The sequence below is a fragment of the Marinobacter sp. 1-3A genome, assembly GCF_016597775.1.
Classification (GTDB): Bacteria; Pseudomonadota; Gammaproteobacteria; order Pseudomonadales; family Oleiphilaceae; genus Marinobacter; species Marinobacter xiaoshiensis.
Genome location: NZ_VCGZ01000001.1, coordinates 125,473 through 138,538 on the forward strand (window position 1 = coordinate 125,473; position 13,066 = coordinate 138,538).

The window sequence follows — 13,066 nt, forward strand, 5'->3', positions numbered from 1 at the left end:
GTCCGCAGAATTTGCCCGCCCCGCCTGGACTCGCAAACGCGGGGATTCGTTTGTCACACGCGAGTTAGCTGCCATTGTTTATCAAGGCGCTTGGCGGATACCGTCATAACAGTGCCCAATTGCTGAGCAAAAAACGATACGCGAAACTCCTCCAGCATCCAGCGGTAAATAACCAATTCCGGGTCCCGTACTCCTTGCCTTTGCTGTTCATCCCGCTTGCTCGCATAACGGCCCCAAAGCGGTTCCATCACATGCAGGAACTCTCTTTCACGGCCCATTTCTCTCGGCATTTTTTCAAGCCTTGCCAGGGCAGCTTCAAAATAGCGGCCAAACTCTGCTAACCACTCAGGCGGTGTAGCAACCAGAAAACCCGGATAAACAAGATTCTGCAGCTGAAACTTCAAGTCCGACATGCTGTTGGCCAAGGCGAGATTGATTTTGCCTTTCAGCTTCTTTGCGATTTCTTGGTAGCCCGTCATAGCCTGAAACAGACGCTCGTCGGCTTGCTCAAGGGCCGGTATAAAATCCCCCCTGTGCCGGTCAAACAGCTCATCAAATGCCGCCCGGGAATCGGGCATCTGATCGTTTAAAAAATGCGCCATTACCGTCGATAAAAGCAGATCGTCGAGAAGTAACTTTGCCTTGCCAATGGGCGCAAACATCAAAGCCGATTGTTTAAACCGCGGGAGTTTGCGCTCCAGATCGTCCAGCGTATTGCCAAACCGATTGAGAATAAGACGTGCAACACCCTTACGGGTTGTATCCTCTGCAGTGAGCCGATCAAGACAACGAATTTCCTTCACCGATTTGCCCAAATCCTCAAGCGCCGGATACACCGTTATCTGCATACCGCCCTTTTCAGTTTGAACTTTGGCGGGCAACTCGCCAAATTCCCACTCGGGGTATTCGAGGGCAGGCTTTTTATTAGTAGCTTCGCTGGTTGCTGATGCCAGTGCCGCCTCGGCCCGTCCTTCAAGCTGATCCTGAAGTGTGGTAGCTTCGCGGCTTTCAGCTATCACCTTGCCACCATCCCCGAGCACCCTCAGATTCATTCGCAAGTGCCTTGGAAGTTCGTCCCGAGGCCAGATTTCGGGATCAATACGCACACCTGTCATTCGGCGCAATTGCTCTCCCAATTGCAGAGCCAAAGGCTCATTGGAAGGCTGTAAGTTGGCAACGGCGGCATCAACAAAATCTGGCACTGGCACGAAATTGCGCCGCAGGGCTTTTGGAAGCCCTTTTACCAGCGCTATGCATTTCTCCCTTAAAAGCCCGGGCACCAGCCATTCCAGGCGTCGGGAGGGAATCTGACGGAGTGCCATAAGCGGAACGTGGAGGGTAACGCCGTCCCGCTCACTGGTAGGCTCAAACTCATAACTGAGAGGGTAACGAACCCCTTCCCACTCCAGAAAATCCGGGTAGAGTTCGGCAGCCTGAGCATCTACCGGGCGCTGCAACACGTCTTCTTCGGTCAGCTCAAGGTTACGCAGTTCTTCCGCCGTCAGGCCTTTCCACCAGTTTTCAAAATGGCGACCGCTAACAATCTCTGCCGGTAAGCGCTCGTCATAAAAGCTGACCAGCACTTCATCGTCTACCAGCAGATCCCGCCGACGGGTTTTGCTCTCGAGGTTTTCGACACTGGTGAGCATCTCCCGGTTGCGCGCAATGAACGGCGCTTTCGAACGGTAATCGCCTTCCACCAAGGCGTGGCGAATAAACAGGTTGCGGCATTCAATCGGGTCTATTTTGCTGAAGGCGATGCTGCGCTTGGGCACCACATCAAGGCCATAAAGGGTAACTTTTTCATACCCCATCACCTGGGCTCTCTTCTGCTCCCAGTGGGGTTCAAAATAATGATGCTTCACCACGTGGCCGGCGAGCGGCTCTATCCACTCAGGCTGAATCGCCGCCACCATACGAGCAAATACTCGGCTGGTTTCCACAATTTCAGTGGCCACAATCCACTTGGGCCCGGTTTTGGACACTTTTGAGCCCGGGAAGATCATCACTTTGCGATTGCGAGTGGCGAGGTATTCTTTTTTCTCCACCTTGGTGGCTACTTGGCCCAGAAGTCCCGCCAGAATCGCCTTGTGCATGGCTTCATAGGAGGCAGCCTCTTTGTTGAGAGCCAGCTTTTGCTCTCGGCAAATCAGGGTGAGTTGTCGGTGAATATCTCGCCATTCCCGCATACGCATCCAGCTCAGAAAACTCTTCTGGCATAGCTTTTTCAGCTGATTCTGACTCAATTCCTGGCGCTGCTCTTCGTAGAAATTCCAGATATTCAGCAAGGTAACAAAGTCGGACTCTTTATCATTGAAAGGCGCATGGGCCTGATCGGCCGCTTGCTGTTTGTCCTGTGGCCGCTCTCTGGGGTCCTGAACCGTTAGCCCGGCAATAATCACCAGAGTTTCTGCGAGACTACCGTGGTCTGCGGCAGTTACCAGCATTCTGGCAAGGCGCGGGTCCAGCGGCAGCTTGGACATAGTGCGACCAAGCTTTGTGACCCGGCGCTTGCCGTCTACCGCACTAAGCTCTTCTAGTAGCTTATAGCCATCATTAATCAGGCGTTTATCGGGCGCTTCTATAAACGGGAAGTGGCGGATTTCACCCAGGCCGGAAGTGGCCATTTGCAGAATTACCGCTGCCAGATTGGTGCGAAGAATTTCAGGATCTGTGTATTCGGGCCTGTTGAGAAAATCGGCTTCGTCGTACAGCCGAAAACAGATACCCGGCGCAACCCGGCCACAGCGCCCTGCCCGCTGGTTTGCACTGGCTTGAGAAACCGGCTCAATGGGGAGGCGCTGAATTTTGGATCGAACACTATACCGGCTAAGACGTGCCACACCGGCGTCGATAACATAGCGGATCCCCGGCACTGTAAGTGAGGTTTCTGCCACGTTGGTGGAAAGCACTATTCTGCGGCCACTGTGATTCTGGAATACCCGGTTTTGTTCCTGATTGCTCAGCCGGGAATACAGAGGAAGCACTTCGGTGTGCCTGAGCTCCGCATGTCGCAACATCTTGCTCATGTTACGAATTTCGCGCTCGCCTGGCAGAAATATAAGCACATCTCCCGGCGGCAGCTTGGCACTGCGCTCATGCTGTTCGATTTCGTCCATTACCGCCAGCACGCCATCGTTCCAGCCTTGGTCCCGATCGTCTTCATCACCTGTTAATGGACGGTACTGGATATCCACAGGAAAGGTACGTCCGCTAACTTCCAGTACCGGGGCCTTGTTGAAGAATTCGCTGAAGCGTTCCACTTCAATGGTCGCAGAGGTGATAATAACTTTGAGGTCAGGACGTTTGGGCAGAAGCTGTTTGAGATAACCCAACAGAAAGTCGATGTTCAGGCTACGTTCGTGGGCCTCATCGATAATCAGCGTGTCGTAGCGCTTGAGGAAGCGATCGTGCTGAATCTCTGCCAGCAAAATCCCGTCGGTCATGACTTTGACACGGGTCTGCTCTGAGGTGTTATCGGTAAAACGTACCTGGTAGCCAATCTGATTGCCTACCTGCTCGCCAAGCTCTTCGGCAATTCGAGCTGCGACACTGCGGGCGGCAATACGTCTTGGCTGGGTATGGCCGATAAGGCCGCGAATGCCGCGGCCCATATTCATGCAGATTTTGGGTATTTGAGTGGTTTTACCCGATCCGGTCTCACCTGCAACGATGACAACCTGATGGTTCTCAATCGCTTCGCGGATGTCATCCACACGATCAGAAACCGGCAACCCTGCCGGAAAACTGATCGGTTTGTGCAGGGCCGCCCGGATATCAGCTCTTGATGTCACCGTTATTACTTATTACCTGGTTCGTCGCGCAGCTCACGGCGCAGGATTTTACCTACGTTTGTTTTCGGAAGCTCATCGCGGAATTCAAAGAAGCGAGGCACCTTATAGGCTGTCAGTCGCTCACGGCAGAATTCTTTAAGTTCGTTTTCAGTGACACCCTCAGCTGAAGCAACCAGGTACACCTTGACCGCTTCGCCACTCTTGGCATCGGGAACACCCACTGCTGCACACTCAACCACCTTCGGGTGGCTGCTTACTACATCTTCAATCTCGTTCGGGTACACGTTAAACCCGGAAACGATAATCATGTCTTTCTTGCGATCGACGATACGGATATAGCCATCTTCCTGGATCACAGCAACGTCGCCAGTCTGAATATAGCCGTCTTCAGTGAAAGATTTGCGGGTATCCTCCGGCCGCTGCCAATAACCACGCATAACCTGAGGGCCTTTCACGCAAAGCTCGCCGGGCTCACCCAGCTTTGTTTCTTTGCCTTCATCATCAATGGTTTTCACCGACGTTGATGGTACCGGCAAGCCAATGGTTCCCAACTGAATGGCACTACGAGGGTTAAAGGTAACGACGGGCGAGGTTTCTGTCATACCGTAGCCTTCGGAGATAGGACAGCCGGTTACACGCTCCCACATTTTTGCGGTGTCACTGGTAAGTGCCATACCGCCAGAAGATGTGAGTTTAAGATGGCTGAAATCGAGGCTCTGGAATTCCTCGTTATTGCACAGCGCAACAAATAGTGTGTTCAGCCCGAGGAACGCGGTGAACTTATGGTTCTTCAACTCTTTCACGAAGCCTGGTATATCACGGGGATTCGGGATCAGAATGTTGTGGCCACCGGCCTCGAGCATAATGCCGCAGTTCAGGGTGAACGAATAAATGTGGTACAGGGGCAGCGGTGCAATAACGACCTCCTGCCCTTCTATAACCGTGTCTTCCATCATCGGGCGAACCTGCAGAAGGTTCGCCACCAGATTAGCGTGAGTGAGCATGGCTCCCTTGGCCACGCCAGTTGTGCCACCGGTGTACTGAAGCACAGCAATATCGTCAGATTTAACCTGAACCGGAGTAAACGTCTCCCGGGCGCCAGCGCTGAGTACAGCCGGCAATTTGTGGGCCTGAGGGATGTTGAAAGGCGGCACCATCTTCTTCACATGCTTCACAACCGCGTTCATCAGAGTACGCTTGATGGGCGAATGCATATCAGCAATTTCAGTAACGATTACATGCTCAATACTGGTTTGAGGCAGCACTTTTTCAGCGCTTTCAGCCATGTTGGCAAGCACTACCAGTGCTTTGGCACCAGAATCGTTAAACTGGTGTTCCATCTCGCGCGTGGTGTAAAGCGGGTTGGTGTTAACCACGATCAAGCCGGCACGCATGGCACCAAACACAACAACCGGATACTGAGCCAGGTTGGGCATTTGTACGGCAATACGATCGCCAGGTTTAAGATCGGTGTTATTTTGCAACCAGGCAGCAAAGTTACGTGTTTGGGTGTCCAGATCGCGATAGGTCAGAGTTGCACCAACAGCACTGAATGCTGGGCGGTCAGCGTATTTTTTAACCGCCTGCTCAAATACATCCACCATGCTGCTGTATTTGTTCAGATCCACCTCACGGGGAACACTGGCAGGGTATTTGTCTTGATAGAACTTCTCGAAATCCATCACCATCTCCTGTCTGGCGCTTCTGTTTATAGTGATTCACGAACATCGAGCGCCAGCCTGGTCAACTCGACATAAGTATCAGCCTTAAAAAAGTTGGGAGAGAATAGCAGTTTTGGTAACGTTGAGGTAGTTTCAAACGCCAACCCCAAAGACCAGTACTAACACGCCTTGATCATGGAGCAGATGATGAGCGACACCTTTGATACGCTTGAAAACATTACCTACAACGAGCTCAACGAGGGCGATACAGCAACGTTTACGCGATCACTAACAGAAAAAGAACTGGTGCTGTTCGCCGCTGTATCGGGAGATTTTAACCCGGTACACCTGGACCCTGAATATGCTGCGAGCTCTATGTTCGGAGAGCGTATCGCCCACGGTATGTGGAGTGGATCCTTGATTTCTGCAGCGCTTGCCACCGTTATGCCTGGCCCGGGCACGGTGTATCTGGAACAGAGCCTTTCATTCAAACGCCCGGTAAAACTGGACGACACGCTTACTGTTAATCTTACGGTACTAAGAAAAGAGCCCAAAAACCGGGTGGTCTTTCAGTGCGATGTGATAAACCAGAATGATCAAAAAGTAGTTACCGGTGAAGCCAAAGTGATTGCCCCGACGGAAAAGGTTGACCTTTATAAGCCAACACTGCCAAAAATCACCATAGATGGCTACGACTGACTACTCTTTATACAACCTCAGCCCGGAAGAAAATCAATCGGAAATCTAACCTTTCGGGCTTCCACATTAGCGGCGCCAAAGTTAAAAAGGCGCACCCGCATTGCAAGCTTTTGCTCCAGGGCCGGGTTATCAAGCTCTGAGCTTACAACCTTGCAGGCAGACACTGAGCCATCTGGCTGTATTACCAGCTCAAGCAAAACTTTACCGGCCAAGGTTGGGTCCTGTCGCAACTCTCTTTGATAAAGGGAGTACAGAGCTGTTTTGCCTGAGTCAAATACCTGGCGGATGTTACTCATTGCCCGCTCACCCACCGCAGGCGTCTGCTTGCGAGCTGGGGCGCTTGCCACAACCGGCGCTGGTTCCCGAGCAGCCTCCACCTTCCTTACTTCGTGCCCGGCAACCGCAACTTCAACTTCTGGTGCCTGTGCATCGCTTACACCACCGCTGGTTTTTAGTGCATTGCTATCCGGTATTGCCCCAGCCTTAGCGCGGCTTCCAGCGCTTGCCATATGTCCTGTGTTGGCCTGAATCACAGGGGCAGCTGCAGCTGCTGGCTGGCGCATAGAGGCCAGGCGATCTCTCATATTTAACAAACCGGATCGGGATGCTTTTTCCCTTGCCTGCTCCACGCTCTGGCTTACCGGGATTGGCGAAGGTTGTGCGGGTATAGGTTTCACAACGGGCTTTACCACCTGGGCTTCGGGCTTCACCGGCTCAGGGACTGGCTCTGGCGGCGCAATTTCTTCAACAGGTTTGGGCGCAGGCTTCGTTATTGGCTCCGGCTTTACAAGCAGCTTGGCAAGCTGGGGAGGCACACTTTCAGCTTTTTCCCGCGCGGGCTCAGGTACATCTGTTGTCGTAATCACGGCTGCCAATGGAACGAAAAGCAAAAGCGCCACCACCGTGATCACGGTAAGACGCAAGCGTTCGCCCTTTTCCTTACTCCAGGATAGCGAAGACAAAGCCACATTACCCAAAGTATTGGTCAGGCCAATACTACTGCTGGCTGGCATTGCGTTCATAGCTGTCATCGCCGTGCACCGGGCTGTCCGCCAGAGTTAGCAACACCCAGGTTCTGACGAAATATCCGATGACGCTCAAGCACAAGGGCATCCAGTGGCTCAACCAGTTCCGGTGCGGTGCTTTCCAGTTCTGCCCTTGGTCGGCGCGGCAAGGTAGGGGCTCGCCAGGGCAGTATCGTCAACACCCGCGGCTCATCCTCTCCGACATTTGCGGAAATACCTTCGATGCTCAAGCGTGCTGGTGAATTACTTTTGACACCTTTTAGCTGCGCCTCACTGCCTGACCCAGAGGCCGCCCAAAGAACAGGTGTAATCAAGGCAAATATGCCGGACAGACAAATAGGGCCAACCCGGCGTAACAGGGGGAAAAAACTGATCATGATTTAATCCAGCCTCCTTTCCAGATCTGCAATCCATCCGGTTACTTTTTTATCTTCATCAGCAGAAAGCCCTTGATAGCGCTGGTAATGGACAAGTGCTCTGTCGAGATCCAGCAAATAGAGTTCGGAAATGACCGCCAGGTTGTAATGCAGTTCCGCAACCTCCGGTGAGAGCTTAAGCCCATTCTCAAGCAATGCAGCGGCCTCATCGAAACGGTTTTTTTGTTTCAGCAGCAGGGCCAGGTTATTCACGATCACCGCATCGGCCGGATTAAGTTCAACCGCTAGATTCCAGGCCTCTATCGCCGCTGAAATATCTCCTTGCTCGTAGGCGATGGCGCCTTGTTGAACATGTACCTGAGCCTGCTGAGGATATAGCACAGGCGGTTTGCTCACTGGTTCCACAGGTGTTGAAGCACAGCCGAATAGCGCAGCCGCTGAGCCAACCAGAAAGCTCATAACCCAAAGCCGACGGAAAGTTTCACGCACCATCATTGCCTCCCTCAACTGACACACTCATCCAACGCATAGACCGCTGATAACGGCCAGGGTGCAACTCAGCAAGAACATTCAGACTCTTTTCCACCCAGGCATTGAAACCATTGGTCGCAATCCCTTGGTGGTTTTCAGAGTGCAATGCAATCGCACGCTCTTCAAATGGGTAGGCTTCTTCTTCCAGCAGCATGGCGTATTGCATCTGCTCGAGTTCATTCAACTCAGGCGGTGGTGTTGACGCCATGAGATCACTAGCCATAATGCGGTGAAGCTCGGCCCTGCGATACAGGGACTCAGGTAAAACCTCAGAACCTCCAAGAGATTCTGCATTGCGGAAATAGGTTTGCGCTCTTTCCATGGCCACCTGTTTATCGGCCAGTGATTTCTCAAGCGGTATATCGAGTTCAATTCCAGCAAACTCTCTAGCGGCTTCAGCACCAAGAGTCAGTGCACCCTGTGCTGCCCACTGCAAGGTTTGCTCTGAGTGCCACCGGCTTTGCAGCTCAGCAGAAACCAGGTCAACGCGCCACTGTGTTGTACGACTACCGGACTCTATCAAGCGCTGACGCATAGTCTGCAGGCGAATGTGTTCCTCGGCATCTTCAGCTACAGGGCTTGATGCAAGGTAATCTATGTATATGGCATCGCGCTGATCATTTGCTTCTGCCGCATGGAACAATTCCGCAGCCCGAAGCCGGTAGGACAAAGCACCTTCACCCGTGGCAATTGACTGGCCGATATCAATATACCCATCCGCCATATCCATCAGTTCTCCGGCTGCGCGAACGGGTTGGCTTGAAGCCGTGTAGGCCAACACCAATTTCTCGCTGATATCTGATGCCAAGGCGTGGCTTGAGTAATCTGCTCTGAAACGGTTTAGCTCGTTGATTGCGGGCTGCCATTCTGATGCTCTGAGCAGCGTATTCGCCGCATCAAAACGCCCTTTTATAGCTATTTCAGAACCAGGCAATACCGTCTCAATGCGCTGAAAGTGCGCAACTGCTATCGCAGGCTTACCAGCTTCAGCAGCCTGCTCACCCTGGCGATAGATCACGGTAGCAAGTTGCTGTTGCAGTTCCGGCATTTCCTGTTTCATGGCGGCGGTTGCGGATTCACCGGCAGCCAATGCCAAGGCCTCACGCCAAGCTCTTTCGGCAAGGCCGTACTCCAACATATTTTGACGCACCTGTGCCGTAACCAGCCATCCGGCGTAGCGCACTTTGGGCCCGGACTGTTCGTGGATAACGGCTCGCACAGCATAGTTCAAAGCCTGTTCATCATTGCCTGCCTCAAGCCAACGGTTTGCCACATAGGCGAGCAACTCTGGTGCGCGAGGATCAGCACCATGCTGCGCCGTGAACCGATCCGTTTCGACGGCGAGTTCGTTCAGGTCCGGCCTGTATTCCGAAGGCGCCAGTTCACCACTAACACCTGCCCTGATCAGGGCAACTGCTGCCCACCCAGCATCTGCCGTGTGTTCGTAACCCGGTACATCGTAGGCAGCAAACCGATAATTTTTAAGGGCGGCAGGATATGCTTTGGCCTGCAGCCACGCATCGCCAGCAAGTCGGTAGAACTCTCCGGCCGCCGGGCTGCGGCTTGCCAAACCTTCATAGTAGGTAGCGGCTGAGGCATAGTTACGGGCAGCAACACTGCCACTCCCTGCACCGCCCTCCGTGTAGTAAAAATCAGCGAGAACCCGACTGAAATCCCGCCATTTTGTACGGTAGCGTTCCTCAAGAGCGGCGTAATCGCTTTGATTATCAAACAGCGCAACATAGTCAGCCATGGCCGCTCTGGCTTTTACCGGCTGGCTGGCCTGGTTCCATACATCAACCACCTGCGCCATGAAGCCGGCACGCTGGGGGTGTGAGGGGAAGTAAGTCGCAAAAGCGCGGTTAGTGGCTACACTTTCCTCTGCGTTACCTTGCACCGCATAGAAATCCGCAAGGCGATCAAACGCCAGCGGAGTCCATGAGCGCAAAGGTGTCGGCTGTAACCAAGCCATCAAGGTTTCTGCGCCATTGCGCTGGCTGGCCATCAGCGCAAGTATGCGAAGCGTGTCGTCAATACTATCCACATTGGATTCAGACACTTGATGCAGGCTTTCAGTGTTTGGCAAGGACTCGTCAAGAACCGCCACAAATCGCTTTCCAGCGCGTTCCCAGGCATGTGGCCCTTGCTTGTAGAGCGACCATCCGAGCATATAGCGAGCTTTATTTCTCAAGTCGCCAGCATCAGCTTTGCCGTCAACGAGATTGCGGTATCCCGACTCAGCTTCTATATAGCTACCTGCAGCAAACGCCGACTCTGCAACCCGGAACCGAGCCTCAGGTACCAGAGCTGAATCCGGGTAGAGACCCACCAACTGTTGAAGGCGTTTGACAGACGCCTCGTTTTGACCGGTCAGAGCATGGGCTTTGGCCATCTGATATAGAAGCTCGTCCAGGCGACCGCCAAACGCTCCCCGCTCAAGAATGGATTCATAACTTTCGATGGCCTGCTGATACACTACCGCTTCTTCAGCAGGACTGAACCCTATGTCCTGGCCGGAGCGATCGCGAATATTGGTAAGGCGGTTTAATGCATCCACTCGTACAGACGGCTCATCCGTTGTGCTGAACAGTTTCTGATAGCGCCTGGCAACCTCGGCTGGTGAAATCGCCGGAAGCGGCCTGGTTTCGAACTTCAGAAACACCGGACGCATATCTGCAATGGTTTCGCCGTCTTTTCCCAGCTCTACACGAAACGATTCCTGCCCGCTGGCCACACCACAGAACAAACAAAAAGGCAGAAGCAAAGCCTTTAAACCTTTCATCGCGTTTGCTCCCCGGAATCCAGTTCCTGCAATGCCAGGTATTCATAAAGATGGGCAATCTGCTGCTCGGTTTTATCCAGGGCATACACCATTTTTTGATCTTGCGCGGCAACAAAATCCAGTGCAAGGCGATCCAACAAGTTTTCAGCTTGAATACGTAAAGCCGAAACGGATTCGAGGTGTGCAAGCGTCTTGTTACGCAGTTCATCGCTGTCAGCGAGCAATCCTCGCAGGTTGTCAGAGCGCCTATCTGTCACACTTCCGGGTTTATCAAGCTCCTCAGTTAAGGCGCTAATAAATACACCAAGATCCTGCGCGTTGCGTTCGAGATCAGCCGCTATTTGTGCCAGTTTTGCAACCCGGTCGACCGCTAACTGTGCAGCCGGCTGTTCCATCATGGTCAGTAAATAGGCCATGCGTGGCTGGGTTAGCGTGCGACTGTCAGCAAGAAACCATTCCACCTTCGGGCTGCCCAAGGTTGTTTTACCAGACCCTGCCCTTCCGGCTCCTGCGGCAGCTGTATTCTGACTTCTCGCATCCAGTACCAGTGCCTTGTAAGCACCCTGATCCTCAATCTGGGTAGCCAAGGCACGCAAAGTAACCCGCTCGCCCTCGTAGGCTGCATTTGCTGCCAGGTAGGCTTCGCCGGCCTGCCCAAGATACCCTGAGAGGTCATAACCGCGCCCCATGCCTATCCAGGCGTAAGCAACCCCCGGGTATGCCAATGGATATTTTTTAGCTCGGTGCCAGCTCTGCATCGCGGCTCGGTGATTGCCTTGCTCCGCCAGTGCCAAACCGTGCAAATAAAGCGCCTGGGGCGTTTTGTGGCTATCGAGTGGTATTTTTTCAAGGAAGCCAATGGCCTTCTCATAATCCGCGCTTGTGTAGGCAAGGTACCCGGCGCGCAGAAGGATACGGCTGCGCAGTGCTGATTTTCTGTGAACATCCGTGTCTTTATCAGCCATCGCCAGGGCCACACGCAGCGCGACAAGCGCGCGTGAAGGTTTCAGATCGTTGCGGGCATAATCCGCCGAAAGGTTAAGATAGCCAACCGCTGACCAGTAACCCTCATCCATTGTCGCAAGGATTTTGCCTGCACCTTCAGCATCGCCGCGGGTCCGGGCAGCTTCGGCTTTTTCGTAAAGTTTTTGCTGATTTGATTTTGGGGCGGTATCGGCTTGAGAGCCTGGATTCCAGCTAGTAGCGGCCTGAGCAAACTGATCAAGGCCCGCCTTAAGTCCCGAGGGATCAGGCTGGGCAGCGTGGGCTGGTGCCAGCAGTATGCCGAACAGGAAAGTGGGAAGCACGACATAGTTCAGCAAGAACACCCTCATGACTGGCTACTTCCACTCAATAAATGAAACACGGGGTTCGTAATCGGGCGCATTGGCTTCCAGAGCCATCTCCAAACGGAGCTCACCCGGCCGCTTCTTGAAACTGTGGGAGGATTCTCTGCGCACAAAACGGTCATTGGCTGCCCGGGCCGTAATCACCGCCTGCAGTTCGTGAGCGCCATTGACCAGATTACCCATGAACAACTGCTGAATTCCGCCCTGTTTCAGCGACCTGCTTTCGGCGGGCGTGTAAAGATGAGAAACCGCAGGTTTTCCGTTAACAAACAACTCCACCGAATCCAGATCCAGCCCGTCCCGGCTGCCTAGCGTCAGAAACACCGAAACACGGGTATCAACCAGCTGTCGCACTTTTTGCTCGAGCGTGACCATATCTTTTGCGGTAGCGGAGGTTTCGGCTTTGAGTGTTTCGATTTCATCATCGAGGGGTGAAGCTGCAACCGGGTTCAACCCAATCAGCAACATCACGAGGAGGCTTGCACTCATTGCCTTAACGAATCCACTCCCCTGGCCGCGCCGGCATCCTTGTGTTTTGTTCAGGCCGAACATAAGCCTATTACTCCCACCGTCTCAGTTACAAGCTGACAGGAAGAGTAACACTTGGTAACCGGCAAGAACGGTATGCAGATCACCAAATCGGAAACCCGGCGCCCCAGCCTAACTATCGGATTGCTTGCGTGGAAAGCGTCGAGTTATTTGACACAGGACATTTGGCCATTGAGGGAAACGTAACGAAGCAAGGGCTCAATCAATTGATAACTATCTGTATATTTTCAGATTTATATTTCTGGCCCTATATTTGCTGCTAATAAAAAGCGGGGATACGTTGTTAACGCCCCCGCTTG

9 protein-coding genes are annotated in these 13,066 nt (G+C 53.2%); 1 reads left to right on the forward strand and 8 read right to left on the reverse strand.

Features of this window, described 5'->3' with window-relative positions:
* Positions 1–53: 53 nt before the first annotated feature.
* Positions 54–3,794, reverse strand: a complete 3,741-nt coding sequence (gene hrpA, locus FE848_RS00580; RefSeq protein WP_320159490.1) for an ATP-dependent RNA helicase HrpA — start codon at positions 3,792–3,794, stop codon at positions 54–56.
* 5 nt (positions 3,795–3,799) lie between these two features.
* The gene (locus FE848_RS00585) at positions 3,800–5,476 is read right to left on the reverse strand and encodes an AMP-binding protein (RefSeq protein ID WP_200200803.1); all 1,677 of its coding nucleotides are present in this window, start codon (positions 5,474–5,476) and stop codon (positions 3,800–3,802) included.
* 186 nt (positions 5,477–5,662) lie between these two features.
* Between FE848_RS00585 and FE848_RS00590 the strand changes: the two genes are divergently transcribed.
* Complete coding sequence (locus FE848_RS00590; protein ID WP_200200804.1) at positions 5,663–6,154, forward strand: MaoC/PaaZ C-terminal domain-containing protein; 492 nt, start codon at positions 5,663–5,665, stop codon at positions 6,152–6,154.
* Positions 6,155–6,171: 17 nt separating this feature from the next.
* On the opposite strand, the gene FE848_RS00595 is transcribed toward FE848_RS00590, so the two are convergent.
* From FE848_RS00595 to FE848_RS00620, 6 genes are read right to left on the reverse strand one after another with little or no spacing between them, the layout of a single operon-like run.
* The gene (locus tag FE848_RS00595; protein WP_227715063.1) at positions 6,172–7,185 is read right to left on the reverse strand and encodes an AgmX/PglI C-terminal domain-containing protein; all 1,014 of its coding nucleotides are present in this window, start codon (positions 7,183–7,185) and stop codon (positions 6,172–6,174) included.
* Positions 7,182–7,556: a hypothetical protein gene (locus FE848_RS00600; protein WP_200200805.1), complete on the reverse strand. Its 375-nt coding sequence runs from the start codon at positions 7,554–7,556 to the stop codon at positions 7,182–7,184. The genes FE848_RS00595 and FE848_RS00600 overlap by 4 nt, the downstream gene beginning before the upstream one ends.
* A gap of 3 nt (positions 7,557–7,559) precedes the next feature.
* Positions 7,560–8,048 (reverse strand): tetratricopeptide repeat protein, encoded by a 489-nt coding sequence (locus tag FE848_RS00605; protein WP_227714603.1) that lies wholly within the window; start codon positions 8,046–8,048, stop codon positions 7,560–7,562.
* Positions 8,038–10,869, reverse strand: a complete 2,832-nt coding sequence (locus FE848_RS00610; protein WP_200200806.1) for a tetratricopeptide repeat protein — start codon at positions 10,867–10,869, stop codon at positions 8,038–8,040. Before FE848_RS00610 ends, FE848_RS00605 begins: the two co-directional genes overlap by 11 nt.
* The gene (locus FE848_RS00615; protein ID WP_200200807.1) at positions 10,866–12,203 is read right to left on the reverse strand and encodes a tetratricopeptide repeat protein; all 1,338 of its coding nucleotides are present in this window, start codon (positions 12,201–12,203) and stop codon (positions 10,866–10,868) included. The genes FE848_RS00610 and FE848_RS00615 overlap by 4 nt, the downstream gene beginning before the upstream one ends.
* 6 nt (positions 12,204–12,209) lie before the next feature.
* Entirely contained in the window at positions 12,210–12,707 is a 498-nt protein-coding gene (locus FE848_RS00620) for a hypothetical protein (RefSeq protein WP_227714602.1), read from the reverse strand.
* Positions 12,708–13,066: the final 359 nt, after the last annotated feature.

What these genes read in the sequence shown, in the direction of transcription:
- FE848_RS00585 (WP_200200803.1), bottom strand. Translation starts at nt 5,476, where the DNA reads ATGGATTTCGAGAAGTTCTATCAAGACAAATACCCTGCCAGTGTTCCC.
- FE848_RS00590 (WP_200200804.1), top strand. Translation starts at nt 5,663, where the DNA reads ATGAGCGACACCTTTGATACGCTTGAAAACATTACCTACAACGAGCTC.
- FE848_RS00595 (WP_227715063.1), bottom strand. Translation starts at nt 7,185, where the DNA reads ATGACAGCTATGAACGCAATGCCAGCCAGCAGTAGTATTGGCCTGACC.
- FE848_RS00600 (WP_200200805.1), bottom strand. Translation starts at nt 7,556, where the DNA reads ATGATCAGTTTTTTCCCCCTGTTACGCCGGGTTGGCCCTATTTGTCTG.
- FE848_RS00605 (WP_227714603.1), bottom strand. Translation starts at nt 8,048, where the DNA reads ATGGTGCGTGAAACTTTCCGTCGGCTTTGGGTTATGAGCTTTCTGGTT.
- FE848_RS00610 (WP_200200806.1), bottom strand. Translation starts at nt 10,869, where the DNA reads ATGAAAGGTTTAAAGGCTTTGCTTCTGCCTTTTTGTTTGTTCTGTGGT.
- FE848_RS00615 (WP_200200807.1), bottom strand. Translation starts at nt 12,203, where the DNA reads ATGAGGGTGTTCTTGCTGAACTATGTCGTGCTTCCCACTTTCCTGTTC.
- FE848_RS00620 (WP_227714602.1), bottom strand. Translation starts at nt 12,707, where the DNA reads ATGAGTGCAAGCCTCCTCGTGATGTTGCTGATTGGGTTGAACCCGGTT.